At 58.8% G+C, this 26,676-nt stretch carries 13 protein-coding genes, 2 tRNA genes and 3 rRNA genes; 1 reads left to right on the forward strand and 17 read right to left on the reverse strand.

Features of this window, described 5'->3' with window-relative positions; genetic code table 11:
- Positions 1 to 114: 114 nt before the first annotated feature.
- From recD to mrcB, 17 genes are all read right to left on the reverse strand, one after another.
- Positions 115 to 2,184 carry an exodeoxyribonuclease V subunit alpha gene (recD, locus tag C4J94_RS22990; protein ID WP_124388205.1) on the reverse strand — a complete coding sequence of 690 codons (2,070 nt, stop codon included), beginning with the start codon at positions 2,182 to 2,184 and terminating at the stop codon, positions 115 to 117.
- Entirely contained in the window at positions 2,181 to 5,852 is a 3,672-nt protein-coding gene (gene recB, locus C4J94_RS22995; RefSeq protein ID WP_124388206.1) for an exodeoxyribonuclease V subunit beta, read from the reverse strand. Before recB ends, recD begins: the two co-directional genes overlap by 4 nt.
- Positions 5,849 to 9,301, reverse strand: a complete 3,453-nt coding sequence (gene recC, locus C4J94_RS23000) for an exodeoxyribonuclease V subunit gamma (RefSeq protein WP_124388207.1) — start codon at positions 9,299 to 9,301, stop codon at positions 5,849 to 5,851. Before recC ends, recB begins: the two co-directional genes overlap by 4 nt.
- 135 nt (positions 9,302 to 9,436) lie before the next feature.
- A 5S ribosomal RNA gene (rrf, locus tag C4J94_RS23005) occupies positions 9,437 to 9,552 on the reverse strand.
- 151 nt (positions 9,553 to 9,703) lie between these two features.
- A 23S ribosomal RNA gene (locus C4J94_RS23010) occupies positions 9,704 to 12,595 on the reverse strand.
- Positions 12,596 to 12,842: 247 nt separating this feature from the next.
- Positions 12,843 to 12,918: transfer RNA gene (locus C4J94_RS23015), tRNA-Ala, on the reverse strand.
- A gap of 30 nt (positions 12,919 to 12,948) precedes the next feature.
- Positions 12,949 to 13,025: transfer RNA gene (locus C4J94_RS23020), tRNA-Ile, on the reverse strand.
- A gap of 81 nt (positions 13,026 to 13,106) precedes the next feature.
- A 16S ribosomal RNA gene (locus C4J94_RS23025) occupies positions 13,107 to 14,643 on the reverse strand.
- Together the 16S, 23S and 5S rRNA genes with 2 tRNA genes alongside form the textbook arrangement of a ribosomal RNA operon.
- Positions 14,644 to 15,131: 488 nt before the next feature.
- Positions 15,132 to 15,752, reverse strand: coding sequence for a protein-methionine-sulfoxide reductase heme-binding subunit MsrQ (gene msrQ / locus C4J94_RS23035; RefSeq protein ID WP_124388208.1), 621 nt, complete (start codon positions 15,750 to 15,752; stop codon positions 15,132 to 15,134).
- The gene (msrP, locus tag C4J94_RS23040) at positions 15,752 to 16,765 is read right to left on the reverse strand and encodes a protein-methionine-sulfoxide reductase catalytic subunit MsrP (protein ID WP_124388209.1); all 1,014 of its coding nucleotides are present in this window, start codon (positions 16,763 to 16,765) and stop codon (positions 15,752 to 15,754) included. Before msrP ends, msrQ begins: the two co-directional genes overlap by 1 nt.
- A gap of 63 nt (positions 16,766 to 16,828) precedes the next feature.
- Positions 16,829 to 17,686, reverse strand: a complete 858-nt coding sequence (gene pssA, locus C4J94_RS23045; protein ID WP_003176097.1) for a CDP-diacylglycerol--serine O-phosphatidyltransferase — start codon at positions 17,684 to 17,686, stop codon at positions 16,829 to 16,831.
- 146 nt (positions 17,687 to 17,832) lie between these two features.
- Positions 17,833 to 18,849, reverse strand: coding sequence for a ketol-acid reductoisomerase (gene ilvC, locus C4J94_RS23050; protein ID WP_003176099.1), 1,017 nt, complete (start codon positions 18,847 to 18,849; stop codon positions 17,833 to 17,835).
- A gap of 46 nt (positions 18,850 to 18,895) precedes the next feature.
- Entirely contained in the window at positions 18,896 to 19,387 is a 492-nt protein-coding gene (ilvN, locus tag C4J94_RS23055) for an acetolactate synthase small subunit (RefSeq protein WP_003176102.1), read from the reverse strand.
- Positions 19,388 to 19,389: 2 nt separating this feature from the next.
- Positions 19,390 to 21,114, reverse strand: a complete 1,725-nt coding sequence (locus tag C4J94_RS23060; protein WP_124388210.1) for an acetolactate synthase 3 large subunit — start codon at positions 21,112 to 21,114, stop codon at positions 19,390 to 19,392.
- A gap of 431 nt (positions 21,115 to 21,545) precedes the next feature.
- Positions 21,546 to 21,875 carry a YqcC family protein gene (locus tag C4J94_RS23065; protein ID WP_124388211.1) on the reverse strand — a complete coding sequence of 110 codons (330 nt, stop codon included), beginning with the start codon at positions 21,873 to 21,875 and terminating at the stop codon, positions 21,546 to 21,548.
- Entirely contained in the window at positions 21,875 to 22,609 is a 735-nt protein-coding gene (locus tag C4J94_RS23070) for a M48 family metallopeptidase (protein WP_124388212.1), read from the reverse strand. The genes C4J94_RS23065 and C4J94_RS23070 overlap by 1 nt, the downstream gene beginning before the upstream one ends.
- 16 nt (positions 22,610 to 22,625) lie before the next feature.
- Positions 22,626 to 24,950 carry a penicillin-binding protein 1B gene (gene mrcB, locus C4J94_RS23075; RefSeq protein ID WP_124364413.1) on the reverse strand — a complete coding sequence of 775 codons (2,325 nt, stop codon included), beginning with the start codon at positions 24,948 to 24,950 and terminating at the stop codon, positions 22,626 to 22,628.
- A 118-nt stretch (positions 24,951 to 25,068) separates the two neighbouring features.
- Here mrcB and C4J94_RS23080 point away from each other — a divergent pair, with 118 nt between their 5' ends.
- Positions 25,069 to 26,625, forward strand: a complete 1,557-nt coding sequence (locus tag C4J94_RS23080) for a bifunctional aminoglycoside phosphotransferase/ATP-binding protein (RefSeq protein ID WP_124388213.1) — start codon at positions 25,069 to 25,071, stop codon at positions 26,623 to 26,625.
- The last annotated feature ends 51 nt before the right edge of the window (positions 26,626 to 26,676 follow it).

Here is a 26,676-nt window from a genome sequence, read left to right on the forward strand (position 1 = left end):
GTGATGCCGCAACGATAGCACAGCGGCGGAAGCCCCCACGAAGCGAGCCTTTCGCGGGACCGCCTATTTTTTCAGAAAAGTCTGACAACTGAATCAAAAATATTACATGACCGTTCAGTCAGTTTCTTCGGGTGTGGCGTCCAGCTCAAGCATCAGCCCGCTCAAGCGTTTGACCCTGCGCCGTACGGCTTCCTCGAATACCCCGGCACGCGGTTCGATCAGGCTGAACCAGCGTTTGGCGCGTGTGATACCGGTGTAGATAAGCTCCTTGGTCAGTACCGGGTTCAACGCGTCCGGCAGGATCAGCGCGGTGTGCGTGAATTCCGACCCCTGGGATTTGTGCACGGTCATGGCATAGACCGTTTCCACGTCGTTGAGCCGGCTGGGCAGCACGAAGCGCACACCGCCCTGACCGTCATTTCGCGGGAAGGCCACGCGCAGCACCTGGGGGCCACCGTCGCTTTCGGGCAGCTTCAAGGCGATGCCGATGTCACCGTTCATCAGGCCGAGGCCGTAGTCGTTACGGGTCATCAACACCGGGCGGCCTTCATACCACTGCTCATCGCCCTCGATCAGCCGCACCTTGCGCAAGGCGGCGGTGATGCGCAGGTTCAGCCCTTCGACTCCCCAAGGGCCTTTGCGTACTGCGCAGAGCAGCTGGAACGCGTCGAAGGCCTGCAGCAGTTGTTGCGCCCAGTGGGTCCAGGCGTGGTCGTCACGCGGGGTCGCCACTGCAGGACGCGCCGACTGCAACAGGTTCAAGTAATAGCGATAGCCCTGGGCGCCGTCGCCCTGCCCATCCAGTACCAGGCGCTCAAGCGCATGATCGTGCTCGCCCTTGAGGCTGAGGCAGAACAGGTCGTCATGACTGCGCGCGGCCAGCAGCTTGCGCGCTTCTTCAGCGTTCTGCTGGTTCACCCAACGCGCCAGTTGGCCGATGCCGCTGCCCTCGCCGAAACGACGGGAGTAGCGCAGCATCACCACCTGCTGGGCCAGGGGATGGCTGCCATCGAGATCCTCTTGCAAGCCGCTGTTGCCGAGGTCTTCGCCGCTGACCGCTTGTAGCCATTGACGAGTGGCCGGGCTGTACCAACCGGCCTCGGCATCGCGGCACAAGTCGCCCAGCACGGCGCCCGCCTCTACCGAGGCGAGTTGGTCCTTGTCCCCCAGCAGCACCAGGCGAGCATGGGGCGGCAAGGCGTCGAGCAGGTTGGCCATCATTTCCAGGTCGATCATTGACGCTTCGTCCACTACCAGCACATCCAGCGGTAAAGGGTTGCCGACGTGATGACGGAAGTGCCGAGTGCCCGGGCGACTGCCCAACAAGCGATGAACCGTGGTGACCTGGGTCGGGATTTTTTCGCGCACAGTGTCGGGCACTTTCAGCGACAGCACTTGCTGGCTGATGGACTCGGTAAGACGTGCGGCGGCTTTACCGGTGGGCGCGGCCAGGCGGATACGCAAGGGATTGCCGGTTTCCACGGCCGGCGCCTGCAACAGCGCGAGCAGGCGAACCACGGTGGTGGTCTTGCCGGTGCCGGGGCCACCCGTGACGATGCTGAATGCGCCACGGGTGGCCAGGGCACAGGCGAGTTTTTGCCAGTCGATCACGCCCTCGGGCGCCGGTTGATCGAACAAACCGTTCAGGCGCTGCGGCAAGTCGGCGGCGACGCTTTCGTGGCTGGCCAGGCGCCGACGCAAGGCGCTGTCGATGCGCCGTTCGTAAGCCCAATAGCGGCGCAGATAGAGACGCTTTCCGGACAGCACCAACGGACGGCTTTGGGCCGACTCACTGCCATCGACCGCCAGCGCAACCAAGCGGCTGGAGGCCAGCGTATGGCACCAGTGGGCGCCGTCCAGACCTTCGAGCAATTGCGACGGCAACAGCATCGCACCGGTTTGCAGGTCACCTTCGGGCGGCAACGACAAGGCAAAGTCCGGCGCCTTGAGGGTTTCGAACAGGTCGAGGCACACATGGCCGTGACCCAATTGGTGGCTGGTCAATGCCGCCGCCAGTAGCACTAGGGGATCGGCCTCTGGATCAAGCTCATGCAAGAAGCCCACGAACGCTTTGTCCAGCGCCCGCAGCCAGCCACGTTCGACCCAACGCTCCAGCAGGTGCACCAGGTCGGCGGCGCGGCTGAGGGGCGTCAGTTCCTCCAGCAGTAGCGGCGACAGGCTCATAGCAGCACTCCTTGTTCCCAGGCAGGCTCGGCTTTGGGCGGGATAGGCTTGCCCTGGAACAACAGGTCCAGCCCTTCGATCAGCTCTCGCGGCGGCCGGGTGAAATACGCGCCCTGACTCACCGATTGCGTGCCGCGCAGGAACAGGTAAAGGGCACCGCCGATGTGGCGTTCATAGTCGTAGTCAGGCAGGCGCGCCTTGAGCTGACGATGCAGTGCCAGCAGGTAAAGCACGTATTGCAGGTCATACCGATGCTCGAGGATCGATTGTTCCATGGCATCCAGGGTGTAGGCCGAATCGTCGGGGCCTAGCCAGTTGGATTTGTAGTCAGCCACGTAATAGCGGCCGTCGTGCTCGAAGGTCAGGTCGATAAAGCCCTTGAACATGCCGTTGAGCAGCACCGGTTCGGCTGCCACGCGGGAAACGCCGTTGTGGGTGTACTGGCACACCAGTTTGTCGAGGGCCAGTACGTCGACCTTATGGCTGGCGAACCAGAATTCCATCTCGATCTGATACTGCTGCAGGGTGCTGAGGCTGACCCGACCGTCATACAGCGGCAGTGGCGTTTGCAACAAGTGGCCAAGCCAAGCGCTGAGGGTAACGATCCAGCCTTCCCAATTGCGGCGGTTGCAACGGGCTCCGACGGCTTTTTCGATGGCCTCGGGGCTCACGTTGAAACCTTCCTCACCGGCCCACTCCAGCAAGCCGTGAAGGAAGGTCCCTGGATTCGGACCGCGTGGGAATCGATGAATATCACCGCCAGACGCTGCCACTTCCCGTGGTGCGTCGGGGTCCAGGCGCTCGTCATCGAACAGTTTCTGGGCCTGCGGGCTCTCAGGCGCTTCGAGATTTACCGCGCTCATGCTGTCGCCAATGCGCAACGCGCTGTAGGAGGCGATCCACCAGTTCTCCGCGGCCTTGCGCTTGGGCAGCAGCGGGGCCAGCAAAGTGGCTTCATTGCGCGGCGGATGGAAGACGATGTCTTGCGCTTGCGGCACGTGAGCATAGCTGATCGCCGGACAACCCTCCTGCAGATCCATCAACCAGCGTGCCAGGCCGGCGGACTCACCCAGCGACGCACCGGCGCCAAGCAAATAACCCAGCGCCGAGAGGTGCAGCACCGAGCTGCTGCTGTTACCCCGCTTGAGATCGGCGATGCCCAGCCAGCAGGCATGCTTGGCGCGGGTCAGTGCCACATAAAGCAAGCGCAGGTCTTCGGCCAGGCGCTCATCGTCAGCCTGGGCGATCAACTCAGCGGTGGGCCGCAGGCTCACCTGGGATTTGCCCTGCTGGTCGTGGTAATGCAGTGGCAAGCGGCTGCCGTCCACGGGTTTGGCCGAACAGATGAAGGGCAGGAACACCAGATCGTATTCGAGGCCCTTGGATTTGTGGATCGTCACCACCTTGACCAGTTGCTCATCACTTTCCAGGCGCAGGATCTGCTCTTCGCCGGCCTGCCCCGACAGCGCCAAGTGCTCGGCAAGATGGCGAATCAACGCCTGTTCGCCGTCCAGTTCGGACGCGGCCTGTTGCAGCAGTTCGCTCAGGTGCAACAGGTTGGTGAGCACACGCTCGCCGTCGCTGCGGGCGATCAGGGTTTGCGGCAGCTGGAAGTCATGCAGCAGGCGGCGCAGCATTGGCAGTACGCCTTGGGTGCGCCAGATCGCGCGGTAGCCACGAAACTGCATCACGCGGCTTTCCCACGCCAGTTCGTCCTGATTCAGACGTTCCAGTTCCGCCAGTGACAGGTTCAAGGTGACACAGGCCAGGGCCGCGCGCAGCGGGCGTTCCACGTCCGGCTCCGCGCAAGCCTTGAGCCAGGCCAGCAGATCGTGGGCCTCCTGGGCGGCGAAGACCGAGTCCTTATCTGACAGGTACACACTGCGCACGCCTCGCGCCGCCAGTTCGGCGCGCACGGCCTGGGCTTCCTTGCCATCTCGCACGAGGATGGCGATGTCTGACGGCAGCACCCCTTTGAAGGTACTGTCTTTTACAAAACCCGCGCTACTTTGCTGACCGCCATTGAGCAACGCGACGATCTGCGTGGCGCAAGCGGCGGCCAGTTGCTGGCGATACACCGCATTGGAAATCGGCTGGTCGGTGGGCAGGTGCCATAAGTTCATCGCCGCTAGCGTTTGGCCGTCGACCTGCAGCTGTTCTCTACGGCCTTGGGACAGCACCGGGTGAAACGGCACCGGGTTATGGCCGTCGGGTTCACGGAACAGGAATGCGCCTCGGCCTGTTTCCGCGCGTTGGAACACATGGTTCACCGCCTCGACCATCGCATGGCTGGAGCGGAAGTTGGTGCCCAGGGTGTGATGACGACCGGTGGTGAATTGCCGGGCACGCAGGTAGGTGTAGATATCCGCGCCGCGGAAAGCGTAGATCGCCTGTTTGGGGTCGCCGATCAGGAACAGGCCGCTGTCCAGGTGGTTTTCTTCGATGCGGTAAATGCTGTCGAAGATGCTGTATTGCACCGGGTCGGTGTCCTGGAATTCATCGATCAAGGCCACCGGGAATTGATCGCGGATCACACTGGCGAGGCGCTCGCCGCCGTCGGCCTGCAGCGCGGCGTTGAGGCGGATCAGCATGTCGTCGAAACCCATTTCAGCGCGGCGCCGCTTCTCCTCTTCGAAGCGCTTGCCCACCCAGGCGGCGGCGTGTTGCAACACGGCAGCGTCCGGGGTTGGCAAGGCGTCAAGGGCAGCTTTGAGACCGGCCATGGCATCGATGCCGGGATGCTGCGGCGGCTCGCCTTTCCAGGCTTCGGCCATGCCTTCGGGGGTCAGACGGGTGAAACCGGTGCCGATGTCCAGTTGCTCCAGGGTTTCGTCCGCGGCCCAGGCACTGATTTTTTCGAACCAGGGCTCGAAGTAACGCGCCTGCATTTTACGACCGTCGACCGCCTTGGCAGCAACAGCTTGCAGGCAGAGATCACGCAGCTCTGCGGCCCACTGCTGCCATGGTGCCTTGATGCTGGCCAAGGCCTCGCGGCGCTCTTGCAGGCAGGCGGTGATCATTTCAGCCGGCTCGCGGCTGTCTTCGGCGGGCCGCTCACTGCCGAACAGTGCGCGCACCCGTGGCATCAGCGCGGCCGGGCCGCCCCAGTGGTTGCGCACCCAGTTGAGCGCGTCATCGTGCATCGGGTAGCAGAACAGACGCCAATAGTCGCGCAGCACCTCACCGAGCAGGTCGCTGTGATCGGTTTCCAGGGTCTGGGTAAACAAGCTGCCGCTGTCGAAGGCGTGTTCGCGCAGCATGCGCTGGCACCAACTGTGGATCGTCGAGACTGCGGCCTCGTCCATCCATTGCGCGGCGATGTCCAGCCGATTGGCGCAGGCGGGCCACTGTTCCTCGAGGTATTGGCCGCGCAGGTCGGCGATCAAGGCGTCGGGCTGCTCGATTTCGCCCCGGAAGAAGCGCGCGGCTTCCGCCAGGCGAATACGGATACGTTCACGCAATTCCTTGGTGGCCGCCTCGGTAAAGGTCACCACCAGGATTTGCGGCGGTAGCAATTCGCGGCCGAAGCCGGACTCATCACCGCCGTTGCCGAGGACCAGGCGCAGGTACAAGGCCGAAATAGTAAAGGTCTTGCCGGTGCCCGCGCTGGCTTCAATCAGCTGGCTGCCTTTGAGCGGGAAGGCCAAGGCCAAGGGTTTGCCATTCATGCGTCGGCCCCTTCGCTGGACAGTGAACGCCATGGGGCGTTGATCAGCGGGCGATACAGGGTTTCGCACCAGCCTTCGAATTCTTCGCTGGCAACCAGCGCGGCGTAGTCGGGGAATTGGCGAGTGAGCGCGGGCGTTTCGCGGCGTTCGCCGTCGGTGGTCATACCGTCGCCCTCGTAGGCCTTGCAGGCAGCGGCCTGGGCTTTGGCCGGGTCGGTTTGGCCGAGCCAGGCAAAGGCGGTTTTGACGGCGACGGGCAGCGGTTGGCTCATGCCGGTGTGCCAGGCGAGCAGCAAGTCTCCGAGGATGCTCCGAGCGGCGGATGTGTCGAGGGGGGCCAGCAGCAGGGTGTCGTCACTCGCCACCAAACCGGTACTCAACGGCACGCCGCAGGCACAGGCGACCACGTGATTGACCCAAGGGCGAATCAGACGGTGCCACTTGCGCGTCTTGATCGAGCCGATGCTGTTAGGGATGGTGGTAACGCTTAACAATCCGCCATCACTGCGGCGATGCAGGCCGCTGATCCAGCCTTCGAGTTGGATGCCCTGATATTCAAAACTGATAGGTTCCGCGCCGGTATGCGGGGTTGGCCAGAGCGCCAGGAGGTGTTGGTAGCGCTGCAGCAGATCCGGCAACGGCTCGATCAGCTCGTTACGCAGGCATTCGCCGAAACCGACCATAGGCAGCAGGCCACTGCCCTGCAGGCGCAGGGCTTGGGCGTTGAGGGCCTGGTCGAACTGGTCGGGCCGGGTCAGTGCCGCGTTCAGCAGACTGTCGCTGAGGTTGTAGCGTTGCAGCGCGTCGAGGACAAAAGGTTCTTCGTCGGCCAGCGGGACTTCGGCGGCTTCGAAGAAGACTTTCAGACGTTGGCTGAAGAAATGTTTTACCGGGTTGCGCAGAAAATCCTGCAACTGGCCGAGGCTCAGGGGATCTTCCTGGTGGTGCGGCGCCAACGCGTGCTCCTGTGTCACTGCGGCGGGGGCTTGGTGCAGCAACTGCCATTCGCGGGCGTAACTGAACAGCGGGTCGCCTTCATGGAAGTAGCGAGCGCTGAAAGGCTGGAGCGGGTGTTCCTGGGTCATCGCTTCGATCAGGGGGTGCTCGCTTTGGGCGTTATGCCAGCCGCTGGCGAGATGGTCGCGCAATTGGCCGATCAGCACCGAGGCCGGGCGATCGCTGTTGTCGCGGATGCTGCGGCCGACCCAACTGATATAGAGCTGGTCGCGCGCGGAAAGCAGAGCTTCGAGCAGCAGGTAGCGATCATCTTCACGGCGGGAACGGTCGCCGGGACGGTAATCGCTGCCCATCAGGTCGAAGTCCAGCGGGGGTTGGGCGCGCGGGTAGTCGCCGTCGTTCATGCCGAGCAGGCAGACCAGCTTGAACGGGATCGCACGCATGGGCATCAGGGTGCAAAAGTTGACCGCTCCCGCGAGGAAACGCTGGGACAGGCGGCCCTGGTCAAGCCCGGCTAACCAAGCCTCGCGGACCACAGTCAGCGGTAATTCGTCTTGCAGGCCGACGGACTCGCAGGTTTCCAGCCAGGTCTCTCTCAATTGCTCGAGTTGGCCCAACAGGTAGTCATCGTGCTCGCTGCTGGGCAGGAAAAACAGCTGCATCAAGCGTTGCAGGCGTTCGCCCCACGCCTGTGGAGGCGCTGGTTGTGACAGGGCGTGATGCGCGTCGTTTAACGCATCAAGCAAGGCGACCAGTGGGCCAATCAGTGCGGCATCAAGCCCACCGATCTCGTCGTAGGGCTCAATGCCATCGCATGCGACACCGGTGCCGACGGCGTAACCCAGCAGCATGCGCCGCAGGCCGAAACGCCAGCTGTTCTGCTCCAGTTCCGTGGGTAGCCCCAAGCCGGCGCGCTGTTCGGCATTGAGCCCCCAGCGGATGCCGGCGCCTTCAATCCAGCGGTGCAGCGTCGGCAGGTCGCGCTCATGGATGGCGAAACGTTCGCGCAGGGCGGGAACGTCGAGCAAGTCGAGAATCTCACTGACAGGGAAGCGGCTGTCGGGGAGTTTGAGCAGGTGCTCCACGGCGATCAACAGCGGGTCGCGGCCGCGTTGGCCCTGGTCTGTCAGGGTAAACGGAATGAAGCGTGGGTCATTTCTTTCCAGCTGGCCGAAAACCGCGCGAATGTGGGGTGCATAGCTGTCGACATCGGGGACCATAACGATGATGTCCCGAGGGCGCAATGTGGGGTCGGCGCTGAAGCGCTGGAGTAATTGGTCGTGGAGAATCTCTACTTCGCGCTGGGCGCTGTGGGCGATGTGGAAGCGAATGGATGAGTCATTCTGCAAGTCGACCGCCGGCCAGCGCTCGCGGGTCTCATCGAGTGGGCGCAGTTCGAGAATATCGTCCTGAAGCTGGTTGAGCAGCGTGGTGGGCTGGCTGTCGCTGAACAGGTCGATACGACCATCACGGAAGGCGGCGCGGTAGCTGTTGGGGTCGTCGTAACTGTCCAGCAGGCTGATGTAGTCACGGCCCTGCTTGCCCCAGGCGGCGAGCAGGGGGTGGGCGTGCTGGTGCAACGTTTGTGGATCGATGGTGACCGGCATGCCCGCTTTGCGCGCTTGGCGCTTGTATTCGTTACGCAGCAGGTCCTTGTCGGCCACGATGTCCGACCAATGATGGCGGCAAGGGTTGTGCACGCACAGCAGAACTTGGCTGAAACGGGCCAGGCCCGCCAGGGCTTCGAGCGCTTGGGCGGGCAGCGATGAAATGCCAAAGACGATCACGCGGGAAGGCAAGCCAGGAGGCGCTTGCTCGAGCGTGTTGATGCGTTCGATAAAGCGCTGGTGAACGCCCGCGCGACTCTGGGCCATGCCCTGTGCACCTACGTCGAGCAGCAATGCGCGCCATAACTCGGCCTGCCAACAGTTGGCGGGGTTAAGCGGTTTGGCTTCGCCGCGTCCGTTGCGTAACTGATGACGGCCCGCTGCCCAGTCTTCCAGCCAATCGGCGCGGTACACCTGGTATTGGTCGAACAAGTCGGCCAGGCGCTCGGCGAGCTGGTAGCGTTTGCGCAGGTCGGTGTCGTGGGTCAGGAAGCGTTGCAGCGGCTCGAAGTGGGGTTGGTCGATAAGCTCGGGGAGCAGACGCATGAGGCGCCAGGTCAACGGGGCCTTATCAAGGAGAGACTTGGAGGGGATTTCGTCACGCCCCAACACCATGCGATAGAGCTGCCACATGAAGCTGCCGGGCAGTTGCACATCGATTGCCGCTGCGATGCCACAGCCGCCCATATCATCCTCTTGCGGGTCTTCGGCCAGGGCAAGCTTGAGCCATTGGGCGATGCCGTTGCTTTGGACCAGGGCGATTTCATTTTCCAGAGGCGCCAGGGGATAGCGACGCATCCAGCTCACGACCAGGCTGCGCAACTCGTCCAGGCGGTTACCGTGAACCACCATGAATCCAGCGCTGAGGGACGTCGCACCCGGCATAACGGTTTCCTTGGAAAAGCAAAAATCGAGGCATGGACTTTAGCACTGAAGACCACTGCAATGAGCGTCCAGACACTTTTCGACCGCCCAAAACAAAACCCCAACTGCTTTCGCAATTGGGGTTCTGGAATTTAATCTTGACGATGACCTACTCTCACATGGGGAAACCCCACACTACCATCGGCGATGCATCGTTTCACTGCTGAGTTCGGGATGGGATCAGGTGGTTCCAATGCTCTATGGTCGTCAAGAAATTCGGGTACTGAGTCGTGACCAGCTGGCCTCGCTTCAGCAAATTGGGTATGTAATAGAAGTCGGTGTTTTGCGAGCGTCGAACTTTCGGTTCATTGCGTCTTCACACACCGCAATCTGGCCTTTCGACGCAAATTGCTTGGGTGTTATATGGTCAAGCCTCACGGGCAATTAGTATTGGTTAGCTCAACGCCTCACAGCGCTTACACACCCAACCTATCAACGTCGTAGTCTTCGACGGCCCTTCAGGGAACTCAAGGTTCCAGTGAGATCTCATCTTGAGGCTAGTTTCCCGCTTAGATGCTTTCAGCGGTTATCTATTCCGAACATAGCTACCCGGCAATGCCACTGGCGTGACAACCGGAACACCAGAGGTTCGTCCACTCCGGTCCTCTCGTACTAGGAGCAGCCCCTCTCAAATCTCAAACGTCCACGGCAGATAGGGACCGAACTGTCTCACGACGTTCTAAACCCAGCTCGCGTACCACTTTAAATGGCGAACAGCCATACCCTTGGGACCGGCTTCAGCCCCAGGATGTGATGAGCCGACATCGAGGTGCCAAACACCGCCGTCGATATGAACTCTTGGGCGGTATCAGCCTGTTATCCCCGGAGTACCTTTTATCCGTTGAGCGATGGCCCTTCCATACAGAACCACCGGATCACTAAGACCTACTTTCGTACCTGCTCGACGTGTCTGTCTCGCAGTCAAGCGCGCTTTTGCCTTTATACTCTACGACCGATTTCCGACCGGTCTGAGCGCACCTTCGTACTCCTCCGTTACTCTTTAGGAGGAGACCGCCCCAGTCAAACTACCCACCATACACTGTCCTCGATCCGGATAACGGACCTGAGTTAGAACCTCAAAGTTGCCAGGGTGGTATTTCAAGGTTGGCTCCACGCAGACTGGCGTCCACGCTTCAAAGCCTCCCACCTATCCTACACAAGCAAATTCAAAGTCCAGTGCAAAGCTATAGTAAAGGTTCACGGGGTCTTTCCGTCTAGCCGCGGATACACTGCATCTTCACAGCGATTTCAATTTCACTGAGTCTCGGGTGGAGACAGCGCCGCCATCGTTACGCCATTCGTGCAGGTCGGAACTTACCCGACAAGGAATTTCGCTACCTTAGGACCGTTATAGTTACGGCCGCCGTTTACCGGGGCTTCGATCAAGAGCTTCGCGTTAGCTAACCCCATCAATTAACCTTCCGGCACCGGGCAGGCGTCACACCCTATACGTCCACTTTCGTGTTTGCAGAGTGCTGTGTTTTTAATAAACAGTCGCAGCGGCCTGGTATCTTCGACCGGCATGAGCTTACGGAGCAAGTCCTTCACCCTCACCGGCGCACCTTCTCCCGAAGTTACGGTGCCATTTTGCCTAGTTCCTTCACCCGAGTTCTCTCAAGCGCCTTGGTATTCTCTACCCAACCACCTGTGTCGGTTTGGGGTACGGTTCCTGGTTACCTGAAGCTTAGAAGCTTTTCTTGGAAGCATGGCATCAACCACTTCGTCATCTAAAAGATGACTCGTCATCAGCTCTCGGCCTTAGAATCCCGGATTTACCTAAGATTCCAGCCTACCACCTTAAACTTGGACAACCAACGCCAAGCTGGCCTAGCCTTCTCCGTCCCTCCATCGCAATAACCAGAAGTACAGGAATATTAACCTGTTTTCCATCGACTACGCTTTTCAGCCTCGCCTTAGGGACCGACTAACCCTGCGTCGATTAACGTTGCGCAGGAAACCTTGGTCTTTCGGCGTGGGTGTTTTTCACACCCATTGTCGTTACTCATGTCAGCATTCGCACTTCTGATACCTCCAGCAAGCTTCTCAACTCACCTTCACAGGCTTACAGAACGCTCCTCTACCGCATCACTTACGTGATACCCGTAGCTTCGGTGTATGGTTTGAGCCCCGTTACATCTTCCGCGCAGGCCGACTCGACTAGTGAGCTATTACGCTTTCTTTAAAGGGTGGCTGCTTCTAAGCCAACCTCCTAGCTGTCTAAGCCTTCCCACATCGTTTCCCACTTAACCATAACTTTGGGACCTTAGCTGACGGTCTGGGTTGTTTCCCTTTTCACGACGGACGTTAGCACCCGCCGTGTGTCTCCCATGCTCGGCACTTGTAGGTATTCGGAGTTTGCATCGGTTTGGTAAGTCGGGATGACCCCCTAGCCGAAACAGTGCTCTACCCCCTACAGTGATACATGAGGCGCTACCTAAATAGCTTTCGAGGAGAACCAGCTATCTCCGAGCTTGATTAGCCTTTCACTCCGATCCACAGGTCATCCGCTAACTTTTCAACGGTAGTCGGTTCGGTCCTCCAGTTAGTGTTACCCAACCTTCAACCTGCCCATGGATAGATCGCCCGGTTTCGGGTCTATTCCCAGCGACTAGACGCCCTATTAAGACTCGCTTTCGCTACGCCTCCCCTATTCGGTTAAGCTCGCCACTGAAAATAAGTCGCTGACCCATTATACAAAAGGTACGCAGTCACCCAACAAAGTGGGCTCCCACTGCTTGTACGCATACGGTTTCAGGATCTATTTCACTCCCCTCTCCGGGGTTCTTTTCGCCTTTCCCTCACGGTACTAGTTCACTATCGGTCAGTCAGTAGTATTTAGCCTTGGAGGATGGTCCCCCCATATTCAGACAAAGTTTCTCGTGCTCCGTCCTACTCGATTTCATGACTAAGAGATTTTCGCGTACAGGGCTATCACCCACTATGGCCGCACTTTCCAGAGCGTTCCGCTAATCTCAAAGCCACTTAAGGGCTAGTCCCCGTTCGCTCGCCACTACTAAGGGAATCTCGGTTGATTTCTTTTCCTCAGGGTACTTAGATGTTTCAGTTCCCCTGGTTCGCTCCATACACCTATGTATTCAGTGTAAGGTAACCATCTTATGATGGCTGGGTTCCCCCATTCAGACATCTCCGGATCAAAGTCTGTTTGCCGACTCCCCGAAGCTTTTCGCAGGCTACCACGTCTTTCATCGCCTCTGACTGCCAAGGCATCCACCGTATGCGCTTCTTCACTTGACCATATAACCCCAAGCAATCTGGTTATACTGTGAAGACAACATTCGCCGAAAATTCGAATTTCTCAGTTAAGAGAACTCACAAATTTTACCTTAGCCTGATCCGTTACCAGTGAAAGTAACGTTCAGTCTATCTTTCTATCACATACCCAAATTTTTAAAGAACGAACTAGTCAAAGACTAGAAATCAACATTCACCATCACAACGATGGAATGCTCATTTCTAAGCTTTATACCGACAGAAGCAGTAGTGGTGGAGCCAAACGGGATCGAACCGTTGACCTCCTGCGTGCAAGGCAGGCGCTCTCCCAGCTGAGCTATGGCCCCGTATTTCTACAGGCGTTTCCCACACAAAATTGGTGGGTCTGGGCAGATTCGAACTGCCGACCTCACCCTTATCAGGGGTGCGCTCTAACCAACTGAGCTACAGACCCAATTTCGGGCTGCTTCTTTCGTCTTCTTCAATGAATCAAGCAATTCGTGTGGGAACTTATGGAGCAGCTGATGTCGTCGATTAAGGAGGTGATCCAGCCGCAGGTTCCCCTACGGCTACCTTGTTACGACTTCACCCCAGTCATGAATCACACCGTGGTAACCGTCCTCCCGAAGGTTAGACTAGCTACTTCTGGTGCAACCCACTCCCATGGTGTGACGGGCGGTGTGTACAAGGCCCGGGAACGTATTCACCGCGACATTCTGATTCGCGATTACTAGCGATTCCGACTTCACGCAGTCGAGTTGCAGACTGCGATCCGGACTACGATCGGTTTTGTGGGATTAGCTCCACCTCGCGGCTTGGCAACCCTCTGTACCGACCATTGTAGCACGTGTGTAGCCCAGGCCGTAAGGGCCATGATGACTTGACGTCATCCCCACCTTCCTCCGGTTTGTCACCGGCAGTCTCCTTAGAGTGCCCACCATGACGTGCTGGTAACTAAGGACAAGGGTTGCGCTCGTTACGGGACTTAACCCAACATCTCACGACACGAGCTGACGACAGCCATGCAGCACCTGTCTCAATGTTCCCGAAGGCACCAATCCATCTCTGGAAAGTTCATTGGATGTCAAGGCCTGGTAAGGTTCTTCGCGTTGCTTCGAATTAAACCACATGCTCCACCGCTTGTGCGGGCCCCCGTCAATTCATTTGAGTTTTAACCTTGCGGCCGTACTCCCCAGGCGGTCAACTTAATGCGTTAGCTGCGCCACTAAGAGCTCAAGGCTCCCAACGGCTAGTTGACATCGTTTACGGCGTGGACTACCAGGGTATCTAATCCTGTTTGCTCCCCACGCTTTCGCACCTCAGTGTCAGTGTTGGTCCAGGTGGTCGCCTTCGCCACTGGTGTTCCTTCCTATATCTACGCATTTCACCGCTACACAGGAAATTCCACCACCCTCTACCACACTCTAGTCAGTCAGTTTTGAATGCAGTTCCCAGGTTGAGCCCGGGGATTTCACATCCAACTTAACAAACCACCTACGCGCGCTTTACGCCCAGTAATTCCGATTAACGCTTGCACCCTCTGTATTACCGCGGCTGCTGGCACAGAGTTAGCCGGTGCTTATTCTGTCGGTAACGTCAAAACAATCACGTATTAGGTAACTGCCCTTCCTCCCAACTTAAAGTGCTTTACAATCCGAAGACCTTCTTCACACACGCGGCATGGCTGGATCAGGCTTTCGCCCATTGTCCAATATTCCCCACTGCTGCCTCCCGTAGGAGTCTGGACCGTGTCTCAGTTCCAGTGTGACTGATCATCCTCTCAGACCAGTTACGGATCGTCGCCTTGGTGAGCCATTACCTCACCAACTAGCTAATCCGACCTAGGCTCATCTGATAGCGCAAGGCCCGAAGGTCCCCTGCTTTCTCCCGTAGGACGTATGCGGTATTAGCGTCCGTTTCCGAACGTTATCCCCCACTACCAGGCAGATTCCTAGGCATTACTCACCCGTCCGCCGCTCTCAAGAGAAGCAAGCTTCTCTCTACCGCTCGACTTGCATGTGTTAGGCCTGCCGCCAGCGTTCAATCTGAGCCATGATCAAACTCTTCAGTTCAAACATCTTTGGGTTTTTAAGAAACCCTAAACTTGGCTCAGCAATCGTTGGTTACATCTTTGATTTCTCGCGGAGTAACTTGTGATGCTGATAATCTTGTTGACTATCAGTCTGACTCCACAAGCACCCACACGAATTGCTTGATTCAGTTGTTAAAGAGCGGTTGGTTAAGATCTTTCGTCTCAACCGAGGCGCGCATTCTACAGCAGCCTCATTTACTGTCAAGTGGTTATTTTCAGAAGTTTTCGAAGATTTCTTCAACAACTTCAACCACTTGCGCTTGCGATCTCTCGTAAGCGGGAGGCGAATTTTACAGCGTTACACGCTGCTGTCAACACCTCTTTTTCAACTTCCTTTTGGCTTCGATGAACTGAAGCACCCTGCTGCTGAAACCTACTTAACTCATTGTTTACCAAGGAGTTTTCCGTTTCGACTGCGCCGGAAGTGGGGCGAATTATAGGCTTCCAGAATCTGCCGTCAAGGGTTAATTACGCTTTTGTTGCTGAGGGCGCTTTTTTAGTAATAAGACGCGGGATCCGACGCATCACCGGCGGCACACGCAAAATCAGCAGTAGCGCACCTATAGAAGCATAGATAGCCCACTCCTTAAGGTCAGCCCGGACTATCCACAGCATGTGCAGCAAACCGAGCCCCAGAATCACGTACACCAAGCGATGCAATTTCTTCCAGCGACTGCCCAGCCGACGCTGGCTGTAACGATTGGAGGTCACAGCCAAAACCAGTAGAGACAAAAACCCCAACGCACCGACAATTATGTACGGGCGCTTACGCAATTCCACACCCAGCTGCGACCAGTCAAGCCCGAGGACGAATACGCAATAAGCCGCCAGATGCAGTACCACATAGGCAAAGCACCACAACCCCAGCTGACGACGCACCGCTATCCACCCCGCCCAACCGCTCAACTTCTGCAGCGGCGTCATCGCGAGCGTGACCAACAAAAGAATCAAGGTGCCCAGCCCTAGGCGATCAACCAGCACTTTGCCCGGGTCGGGCCCCAGGGCAAAACTCCAGGCCTCATATAGCCAGAACAACGGCCATACGGCAGCTGCAATAAAGACGCCGATGCGCCAGGCCGAATACCGCATCAGTAGTTCTTCTTCAGGTCGAGACCTGTATAGAGAGAAGCAACCTCATCCGAATAGCCATTGAACATCTGCGTCTCACGCACGTTCGGACTGAAAAGGCCGCTCGGCAACCGACGCTCACGCGCCTGTGTCCAACGCGGATGATCAACCGTAGGGTTCACGTTCGCATAAAATCCGTACTCATCGGCAGCGATGCTTTGCCAGGTCGTTTTAGGCTGCTCGCTCACAAGGCTGATCCGCACAATCGACTTCACGCTCTTGAAGCCATACTTCCAAGGCACCACCAAACGCAAGGGCGCACCGTTCTGGTTAGGCAGCTCTCGCCCGTACATACCTACGGCGAGGATCGCCAATGGATTCATCGCCTCGTCCAGACGCAGCCCTTCTATATAAGGCCAGTCGATCAGGCCAAAGCTGGAGCGCTGACCCGGCATGCTCTTCGGATCCTGCAGCGTCTCGAAGCGGATGAATTTTGCTTTGGAGGTAGGTTCAACCTGCTTGAGCAAGGCGGAAATAGGAAAACCAATCCAGGGGATAACCATCGACCACGCCTCGACGCAACGCAGACGGTAGATGCGTTCTTCCAACTCGTAGGGCTTCATGAAGTCTTCCAGGGCGTAGCGCCCAGGCTTGCCGACCTCACCATCAATCACAACACTCCAGGGCTCAGTCTTGAGTGAACCCGCGTTTGCCGCCGGATCGCCCTTGTCTGTGCCGAACTCATAGAAGTTGTTGTAGTGGGTCGCATCCTTGAACGGCGTGATGGCCTCATCCTTGACCGTAACTGCCTGCCACTTCGTGCCTGGTAACTTTTGCGCAAACCAGCTGGGCGCCTTGCCCGGCTCGACATCGGCATAACGTGCCGCCTCTTCGGCACTGGCCCAACGTGGCAGGCTGCTGGCGGCAATACCGGCAAGCGCACCACCGAGCAAGCTGCGGCGAGAGAGATAGAAGGATTCAGGCGTGACATCCGACTCGTGGCAATCGGACGCTTTGGGCAATTTGATTAACATGGCAACTCCGCAGCATTGGAGGACAGGTGCACCAATAGACTGCGGAGTATGAGGGAAATTACATTAAGGCAACGTTTTGTCCCGGCGCAGATGCAGCAGATACTGAATCGGCCCGGAAGCAGCGTAGACCAGGAAGGCCAGCAATAGAATTCTCGGCGGGTCACTGAACACCACCGCAAACACCAGCACCACAACAAGAATCGCCACGAACGGTACACGGCCCTTCAGGTCGAGCTCCTTGAAGCTGTTGTACTTGATGTTGCTGACCATCAGCATGCCGGCCGCCGCAACCATCAACGCCACCAGGAACGACATCTTCGAACCCTGGATGCCGTAGTCACTGAACGCCCAGACGATTCCCGCCACCACGCCAGCAGCCGCCGGGCTGGCCAGGCCAATGAAGTAGCGCTTGTCGGCAGTGCCTACCTGAGTGTTGAAGCGCGCCAGGCGCAACGCTGCGCCCGCCACATAGATGAAGGCCACCATCCAGCCGACCTTACCCATATCACCCAGCGCCCAGGCGAACGCCAGCAACGCAGGGGCAACACCAAAGGCAACCATGTCCGACAGCGAGTCGTACTCGGCACCGAAGGCACTTTGGGTATTGGTCATGCGCGCGACACGACCATCCAGGCCATCAAGCACCATGGCGACGAAGATGGCGATGGCCGCAAAACCAAAGTACTTGCTGGCACTCGCGGCATCCCCTGCCGCCAGCGCGCTCTGGGCACTCATCGAGTTGATGATGGAATAGAAGCCGGCAAACAGGTTCGCCGTGGTGAACAGGTTGGGCAGCAGATAGATGCCACGATGCCGGACCTTGCGGCCTTCCGCGTCATGCCCTTCTTCGACATGTTCATCGATCGGTAGCAGGCTTTCGGCGTCAGAAGCCTGGTTTGGCTCTTCGGGACGTTCGCTCATGGACTTTACCTTGCAACGGTGTGAAAAAAATTCGACAGATACTTGCCGCGAGTGTTCGCCGGCAAACGATGCAGCTTTATACCAGAACCGGCTTGCCCAAACGAAAAAACGCGGCCGAAGCCGCGTTTTCCCTTGATACGTACGACTTAGTTCTTGGCTTTGTCGACGATCTTGTTGGCACCGATCCACGGCATCATGGAGCGCAGTTGCTCGCCGATGACTTCGATACCGTGAGCGGCGTTGTTACGACGCTTGGCGGTCATCGAAGGGTAGCCGGTAGCGCCCTCGCTGATGAACATTTTGGCGTACTCGCCGTCCTGAATGCGTTTCAGGGCGTTGCGCATAGCCTGACGGGACTCGGCGTTGATCACTTCCGGGCCAGTCACGTACTCACCGTACTCGGCGTTGTTGGAGATCGAGTAGTTCATGTTGGCGATACCGCCTTCGTACATGAGGTCAACGATCAGCTTCAGTTCGTGCAGGCATTCGAAGTAGGCCATTTCTGGCGCGTAGCCAGCTTCAACCAGGGTTTCGAAACCGGCTTTTACCAGTTCAACGGTACCGCCGCACAGTACGGCTTGTTCGCCGAACAGGTCGGTTTCAGTCTCGTCCTTGAAGGTGGTTTCGATGATACCGGTACGGCCGCCGCCAACACCGGCCGCGTAGGACAGCGCAACGTTCTTGGCGTTGCCCGAAGCGTCCTGATAGATAGCGATCAGGTCCGGGATACCGCCACCCTTGACGAACTCGGAACGCACGGTGTGGCCCGGAGCCTTCGGCGCGATCATGATCACATCGAGGTCAGCACGTGGCACAACCTGGTTGTAGTGAATCGCGAAGCCGTGGGAGAAGGCCAGGGTGGCGCCCTTCTTGATGTTCGGCTCGATTTCGTTCTTGTACAGCGCGGACTGGAACTCGTCCGGGGTCAGGATCATGACCAGGTCGGCAGCCGCAACAGCGGAAGCAACGTCAGTCACTTTCAGGCCGTGGGCTTCTGCCTTGGCAACGGTAGCCGAGCCTTTGCGCAGGCCAACGGTAACGTCAACGCCGGAATCTTTCAGGTTGCACGCTTGAGCGTGGCCCTGGGAACCGTAACCGATGATGGCGACTTTCTTGCCCTGGATGATCGACAGGTCACAATCTTTATCGTAATAAACTTTCATGAGGTTCCTCTATATATCCAGGCCGTAAGGCCATTCGCTAATTGGGTTAGATGCTGAGTACTTTGTCGCCACGGGCAATCCCGGTGACACCACTGCGTACGGTTTCCAGAATCGAGGCCGTCCCGATCGACTGGATGAAGCTGTCCAGCTTGTCGCTCGTACCGGTCAGTTGCACGGTATAAACGCTGGCGCTCACATCGACGATCTGCCCGCGATAAATATCGGTAGTGCGCTTGATCTCGGCACGCTGGGCGCCTGTGGCCTTGACCTTGACCAGCATCAGCTCGCGCTCGATGTGAGCACTTTCCGACAGGTCGACCAGCTTGACCACTTCGATCAGCTTGTTGAGGTTCTTGGTGATCTGCTCGATCACCTCATCGTGGCCCACGGTGGTCAACGTCAGGCGCGACAGGGTCGGGTCTTCGGTCGGGGCCACGGTCAGGCTTTCGATGTTGTAGTTGCGTTGCGAAAACAGGCCGACAACACGAGACAGAGCGCCGGGTTCGTTCTCCAGAAGCAGGGAGATAATGTGCCGCATGATTAAGTACGCTCCGTCTTGTTCAGCCACATGTCGCGCATAGAGCCGTCTTTGATCTGCATCGGGTAGACGTGCTCGCTGGTATCCACCTGAATATCGATGAACACCAGGCGGTCCTTCATGGCGAACGCCTCTTCCATCTTCGGCTTCAGATCTTTCAAATCGGTGATGCGCATGCCGACGTGGCCATAGGCTTCAACCAATTTGACGAAATCCGGCAACGATTCCATGTAGGAATGGGAGTGACGGCTACCGTAGCTCATGTCCTGCCACTGACGAACCATGCCCAGCACGCCGTTGTTCAGGCAGACGATCTTCACGGGAAGACCGTACTGCAGGCACGTCGACAGCTCCTGGATGTTCATCTGGATGCTGCCTTCACCGGTGACACAGGCCACGTCGGCATCCGGAAAGCTCAGCTTGACGCCCATGGCCGCCGGGAAACCGAAGCCCATCGTGCCCAGGCCACCGGAGTTGATCCAGCGGTTAGGCTTGTCGAACTTGTAGTACTGCGCGGCGAACATCTGGTGCTGGCCCACGTCGGAGGTCACAAAGGCGTCGCCCTTGGTCACTTCGCACAGGGTCTCGATCACGGTTTGCGGCTTGATGATGCTGCCGTCACCCTTGTCGTAAGGGAACAGGCCGCGATCACCGCGCCATTCGTCGATCTGCTTCCACCAACTGGCAACGGATTCCTTGTTCGGCGCTTCGCCGATGTCCTTGAGCGCGGCGACCATTTCGGTCAGCACGCTTTCCACCGGACCTACGATCGGCACGTCGGCCTTGATGGTCTTGGAGATGGACGCCGGGTCGATGTCGATATGGATGATCTTGGCATTCGGGCAGAACTTGCTCGCGCCGTTGATCACGCGGTCATCGAACCGTGCGCCAACCGCCAGGATCACGTCGGCGTGGTGCATGGCCAGGTTGGCGGTGTAGCTGCCGTGCATGCCGAGCATGCCGACGAACTGACGGTCAGAACCCGGGTAGGCGCCGAGGCCCATCAGGGTATTGGTGACCGGCAGGTTGAGCAGCTTGGCCAATTCGGTCAGCGGTGCGGAACCGCCCCCCAGAATCACGCCACCGCCGGAGTACAGCACCGGGCGCTTGGCCGCCAGGAGCATTTCTGCGGCCTTGCGGATCTGCCCAGAGTGCCCACGCACGGCCGGGCTGTAGGAGCGCAGCTTGGCTTTCTTCGGGAAAACGTATTCGAATTTCTCGGCCGGGTTGGTCATGTCCTTGGGGATATCCACCACGACAGGACCCGGACGACCGGATTGTGCGAGGTAGAACGCCTTCTTCATGACTTCCGGGATTTCCGACGCGTGCTTGATCATGAAACTGTGTTTCACGATCGGCCGGGAGATACCGATCATGTCGGTTTCCTGGAACGCGTCGGTGCCGACCATGGTGCTGGCAACCTGGCCGGAAATGATCACCATCGGAATGGAGTCCATATAGGCCGTCGCGATGCCGGTGATGGCATTGGTTGCGCCTGGGCCAGACGTTACCAGTACCACGCCGGCTTTACCGGTGGCACGGGCGTAACCGTCAGCCATATGGGTCGCGGCCTGTTCGTGGCGAACCAGGATGTGGGTAACAGCCGGTTCCTTGAACAGTGCGTCGTAGACATGCAGCAGAGCACCACCCGGGTACCCGTAGATATAGTCGACGCCTTCGTCACGCAAAAAGCGGACGAGCATCTCACCGCCAGATAAAAGCTCCACGTTGTTCACCTCTAAAACGCCAGAATACCGTCCGTTGAAAACCGACGGGTCTTAATAGGTTTACTTCTCAACAGAGCATGAGCGACGGTGGTCGCCGACTACGTCAGCACTGACTGAGCAAGTATTGGGATCGTCCCAAGTGTTGCGGGCTTTTCCCACCCAGCGCGAGGTAACGCGTTGCGGGTGTTACAGGTCGGCGCGGATGTGCGCCTCATGATCTGCTGAGCGGGCCTGCTTCTGGCAGTCCCGATACAGCGGACTTTGGATTCTTCTGTTTCAGGCCCTTCAAGTCAAGCAATAATTGCGCTTTTTTCCAACTAAGCGCATGAGAACGTAGAAGAAAGGCCTTTGAGGAGGGATAAAACTCGCCTGAATGTCGTCAAGCGGTAGAAATGTGCGCAAGACTGCCGGAAAACCCGGCAGTCAGGCAATTAACGAGCGTCAGCGATCAGTTGGTCGAACTTTTTCAGCGCGTTACGCAAGCCAAGGCTCTCGCGAGGACGGTCGGCATACACCATCTCGGCCATTTCCAGAATGCCGGACGCATTGGGCAGAGGCAGGTCCTGCTCGAGGATCTGCTTCATGCGCACCAGGAAAATCCATTGCAGCCACTGGTGGAAATCCAGGGTATCGACCGAAAACGGCTCGACGCTGCCGAGCGCTTCAGCGCTGGGGGGCACCTCGTCCCACCAGCCCTGCACGCGCAACTCTCGTTCGATCAACAACAATTGTTCAGCAATTGCCGGAAAACGTGCATCCATCAGAGATTGACCTTGGCTTTTGCTCGCGCCTGGGCAGCGCCGGCGGCATCGCCCTGCGCGGCACGCGCATCTCCAATCAACGCCCACAGACTGGCTTGCAGGTCCGGACGACCATTAGCCATTGTCAAACCGCGACGCGCGAACTGCTCGGCTTGCGGCGCATCACCCTGGGCCATGCGTACCTGCGCCAGGCGATACAACACTTGGGGTTCGCGCGGGGCAACGCGTTGGGCGCGCTCAAGGCTCGACGAAGCGCCATTGAGATCGCCACCGGCCTGCTGTTGCTGGGCGGTGGTGAGCAGCGCCAATACCGGGCCATCCAGTTGCTCGTCCGCCGACAGGCCGCCAGCAGCGGACGACGAAGGGATGCCGCTTGGCGTCGATGGCATGGTGTAGGTGCCCTGGTTGATCGGCGCCGCTTGCATCGGCGTCGAATCGATCGGCCCCGACGTGCTCGGCCCTGGGGTCCAGGGTTCGGCACTGATCGGCGCTGCGGTTGCAGCCCCACTGCCCGGCACCATCACCACTACGCCCGAATCCTGCGGCATTGCCTGAGGCTTGGCCTGTGCCGGACGGTTCGTCACCGTCTGACGAAACCCGCCATTGGCCGAAATACGGTCGTTACTGGAGACGTTCGTACTCGAATCCACAACCGGGATCGAGCCGCGCTGCACGCTGGAGCAACCGCCGAGCAAAGCCAGAACGGTAATCGCTGGAATCCACAACTTGTTCACTTGAAACCCTCTTTGCTTAATTCATCCAGCCCTTGACCCAATCCATCACCGAGTCCGCGTCCGCCGGGGCGCTGCCCCCGCATGCGGCACCGGGTGGTGGCTCGCTGCCACGAATATACGGCATCTGCACCGCGCCCGGGCAGTTGGCATCCGAACCTTGGCCGGTGTGCGGATCAATCCAGGCCTGCACGATGTTATCCGGCTGCGGCATGTTGAGCGGCAACGGGTCAGCCTTGCGCATGAAGCTGGTCCAGACCTGCAGCGCACCGGTCGCACCGGTGAACGGGGTCTTGCCATTGTCGTCACGGCCCAGCCATACCACGGCCAGTACGTCCTGGCCGAACCCTGCGAACCAGCTGTCGCGCGAGTCGTTACTGGTGCCGGTCTTGCCGGCCAGCGTCAGGTTCGACGGCAGCACGCTGTAGACCGAACGCCCGGTACCTTCACGCATCACGCGCTGCATGGCGTTCTGGATCAGGTAGATGGAGCCCGCGTCGAAACGCTGCTGGATCTGGAACGGGTAACGCTTGAGCGGTTCGCCCTCGGCCGTCAGCACGCTACGAATGCCGCGCATCGGCGTATTGAAACCACCGTTGGCCAAGGTCTGGTACATGGTGGCCACTTCCATCGGGCTCATCGCCGCCGCACCCAGCAGCATCGACGGGAACGCCGGGAACTCTCGTTCGATCCCCAATCGTGCCAGCGTCTTCAGGACATTCGGCACACCGACTTCGAGCCCCAGGCGCGACGTCGAGATGTTGTAGGAATGCGCCAACCCTTGATACAGGAATACGGTGCCGTGAGAGCGGCGGTCGAAGTTCTTTGGCGTCCATACCTGGCCATCGGCACCTTTGATCGACAACGGATCATCCGACAACCAACTGGTCAGCGTGTACTTGCTCGGTTTTTCCAGGGCGGTCAGGTAAACCGCCGGCTTGACCAGCGAGCCGATCGGGCGCACGGCATCCAGAGCGCGGTTGAACCCGGCGAAACTGGCCTGACGGCTGCCGATCATGGCCTGCACCTCACCGGTTTCCGGGTTGGTCACGACCATGGCGGCCTCTACTTCATCGGAGCCTTTACGGCCCGTCAGGCGTTTGAAGGTGTCATTGACCGACGCCTCGGCCTTCATCTGCAGAATCGGGTCAAAGCTGGTGAAGATGCGCAGGCCTTCTTCGGTCAAGTCTTCGTCGCGATAGTCTTCACGCAGCTGACGTTTGACCAGGTCGATAAAGCCGGGGAAGGAGCTGTCTGCCAGCTTGCCGCGGGTGGTGACGCCCAGGGGCATTTTCTTCGCGGCGGCGACCTGTTCGGCCGTGGCAACGCCTTGCTGCTCGAGTACATCGAGCACCAGGTTGCGGCGTTCCAGCGCACGCTCAGGGTTGCGACGCGGGTTATAGTAGGACGGCCCCTTGACCATCCCCACCAGCAACGCAACCTGGTGCAACTTCAATTCGGACAACGGCTGGCCGAAGAAGAACTGGCTGGCCAGGCCGAAACCGTGCACCGCGCGCTGACCATCCTGGCCGACGAAGACTTCGTTGAGGTAGGCCTCAAGGATTTCCTGCTTGCTGTAATGCAGCTCCAGCAGCATCGCCATCATGGCTTCGGTGAGCTTGCGGGTCAGGCTGCGCTCATTGGTCAGGTAGAAGTTCTTTACCAATTGCTGGGTGAGCGTACTGCCGCCCTGGGTCATCTTGCCGCCGGAGGTGTTGACCCAGACCGCGCGGGCAATCGACTTCGGCGAAACGCCCCAGTGGCTGTAGAAGTCGCGGTCCTCCACTGCAACCAGGGTTTCCAGCAGGTACGGAGGCGCTTGATCGAGCTTGATCAGAATCCGGTCTTCAAGGTTCTTCGGGTAGATACCGCCAATCATCAGCGGCTCAAGGCGCACCACCGGCAGCTTGGCGCCGTTGAGCGACGACAGCTCGGCCACGTAGTCGCCGGAAAAACGCACGCGTACCGGCTGGGCTTTTTCCAGACCTTCATAGAACTGGAAGCCGCGGGTGTTCAGGTCAACCGTATTGCCGCTGACCGCCGCCGCGCCCGGGCCGTTGCTCACGGGCTCGCGTCGATAGCCCAACGCATCAAGCTCGGTGAGGAAATCTTCCTTGCTCAGCTTCTGGCCGGCGAACAGTTCCAGCGGGCGTGCATACACCTTGGCCGGAATGGTCCAGCGCTTGCCGGAGAATTTCTCCTGGACCACGGCGTCGAGATACACCGCAACGCCGGCGAGCGCTACCAGGCCCACCAGGCCGAGCTTGAGCGCCCAGCCTAGCCAAGGGCGCAGGCTGCGCGAAGGAGGTTTTTTACGGGAACGGGGAGATCGGGTTCGAGTCATGGCGGCGGATTATACGCACTTTATTGATGATCAACATGAGCCGGACAGCGGTTTGCACGACCGCCCGTAGCGGCCATAATGCCCGCCATGATTTCTCCCAGACTTTGAAGGATCGCCCGTGAGCCAGTCCCTGATTGCCGCCCTGCAAAACCCGGCTTTGTACCCGCATCCGGTGCAAGCGTTTCAAGTCATCGAAACCCATATTTCCTGGGTGATCCTGACCGGCCCCTATGCTTATAAACTGAAGAAACCGATGAACTTCGGGTTCCTGGATTTTACCGACCTGGAAAAGCGCGGCCATTTCTGCAACGAAGAACTGCGCCTCAACCAGCGTCTCACCGAAAATTTGTATCTCGAAGTGTTGCCAATTACCGGCACGGCCGACGCACCGCAATTGGCGGGCGACGGCCCGGTGATCGAATATGCGCTGAAAATGCGTCAGTTCCCGCAAAGCCAGATGTTGAGCACCTTGCAAGCCAACGGTGAGCTCACCAGCGCGCACATCGACGAAATGGCCGAGCAGATTGCGCACTTCCACCTCAACGCTCCCAAGGTCGCGCAGGAGCACCCGGCCGGCACCCCGGAAGAAGTAATGGCACCGGTACGCCAGAACTTCGATCAGATCCGCCCGTTCCTCAGTGACAAGGCCGACCTCATTCAGCTTGAAGCCCTGCAAGCCTGGGCCGAAAGCAGCTTCGAACGGCTCAAGCCGCTGCTGGAACAGCGCAAGCTCAATGGCTTCACGCGCGAGTGCCACGGTGATATCCACCTGGGTAACGCCACGCTGATCGATGGCCATGTGGTGATCTTCGACTGCATCGAATTCAACGAGCCGTTCCGCTTCACCGACGTGTACGCCGACACCGCGTTCCTGGCGATGGACCTGGAAGACCGTGGCCTCAAATGCCTGGCGCGCCGTTTTATCAGCCAGTACCTGGAACTGACCGGCGACTATCAGGGCCTGGAGCTGCTGAACTTCTACAAGGCTTATCGTGCACTGGTGCGGGCGAAAGTGGCCCTGTTCAGCATGCCAAGCGAAGCCGACCCCGTGCAACGCGCCACCACCCTGCGCCAATACCGCAATTATGCCAACCTGGCTGAAAGCTACAGCACGATTCCGTCGCGCTTCCTGGCGATCACCCATGGTGTTTCGGCCGTGGGCAAAAGCCATGTCGCCATGCGCCTGGTCGAGGCCCTGGGTGCTGTTCGCCTGCGTTCGGACGTGGAGCGCAAGCGCCTGTTTGGCGAACAGCAGGTGGAAAACACCCTGCAAGCCGGCATCTATAGCCATGACGCCAGTGCTGCAACGTACGCACGCCTGAACGAAATCGCCGACACCGTGCTTCGCGCCGGTTTCCCGGTGGTACTGGATGCGACCTTCCTCAAACGCGAACAACGTGACGCGGCGGCCCGCGTTGCCGAAGCCACCGGCGCCCCGTTCCTGATCCTCGATTGCAATGCACCACAGGCCGTCATCGCCAGTTGGTTGGCACAACGTCAGGCCGATAAAAACGATCCGTCCGACGCAACGCTGGTAGTCGTCGAAGAACAACAGGCCAATCGTGACCCGTTGACAGCGCAGGAGCTGCTGCTGAGCAAACGCGTCGAGACCAATGAAAGCGGGACCCTCGATGCGTTGGTTGCGCATATTCGTCAGCACTTGCCTGGCCTGTAAGAAATATTTCTCGGTCGTGTCGCCTACTTTGGCGCACGACCGCGCGATAGT

This window comes from Pseudomonas sp. R5-89-07, assembly GCF_003851685.1.
GTDB lineage: Bacteria > Pseudomonadota > Gammaproteobacteria > Pseudomonadales > Pseudomonadaceae > Aquipseudomonas.

What these genes read in the sequence shown, in the direction of transcription:
- recC (WP_124388207.1), bottom strand. Translation starts at nt 9,301, where the DNA reads ATGCCGGGTGCGACGTCCCTCAGCGCTGGATTCATGGTGGTTCACGGT.
- pssA (WP_003176097.1), bottom strand. Translation starts at nt 17,686, where the DNA reads ATGAGCGAACGTCCCGAAGAGCCAAACCAGGCTTCTGACGCCGAAAGC.
- recD (WP_124388205.1), bottom strand. Translation starts at nt 2,184, where the DNA reads ATGAGCCTGTCGCCGCTACTGCTGGAGGAACTGACGCCCCTCAGCCGC.
- ilvN (WP_003176102.1), bottom strand. Translation starts at nt 19,387, where the DNA reads ATGCGGCACATTATCTCCCTGCTTCTGGAGAACGAACCCGGCGCTCTG.
- msrQ (WP_124388208.1), bottom strand. Translation starts at nt 15,752, where the DNA reads ATGCGGTATTCGGCCTGGCGCATCGGCGTCTTTATTGCAGCTGCCGTA.
- C4J94_RS23065 (WP_124388211.1), bottom strand. Translation starts at nt 21,875, where the DNA reads ATGGATGCACGTTTTCCGGCAATTGCTGAACAATTGTTGTTGATCGAA.
- mrcB (WP_124364413.1), bottom strand. Translation starts at nt 24,950, where the DNA reads ATGACTCGAACCCGATCTCCCCGTTCCCGTAAAAAACCTCCTTCGCGC.
- msrP (WP_124388209.1), bottom strand. Translation starts at nt 16,765, where the DNA reads ATGTTAATCAAATTGCCCAAAGCGTCCGATTGCCACGAGTCGGATGTC.
- recB (WP_124388206.1), bottom strand. Translation starts at nt 5,852, where the DNA reads ATGAATGGCAAACCCTTGGCCTTGGCCTTCCCGCTCAAAGGCAGCCAG.
- ilvC (WP_003176099.1), bottom strand. Translation starts at nt 18,849, where the DNA reads ATGAAAGTTTATTACGATAAAGATTGTGACCTGTCGATCATCCAGGGC.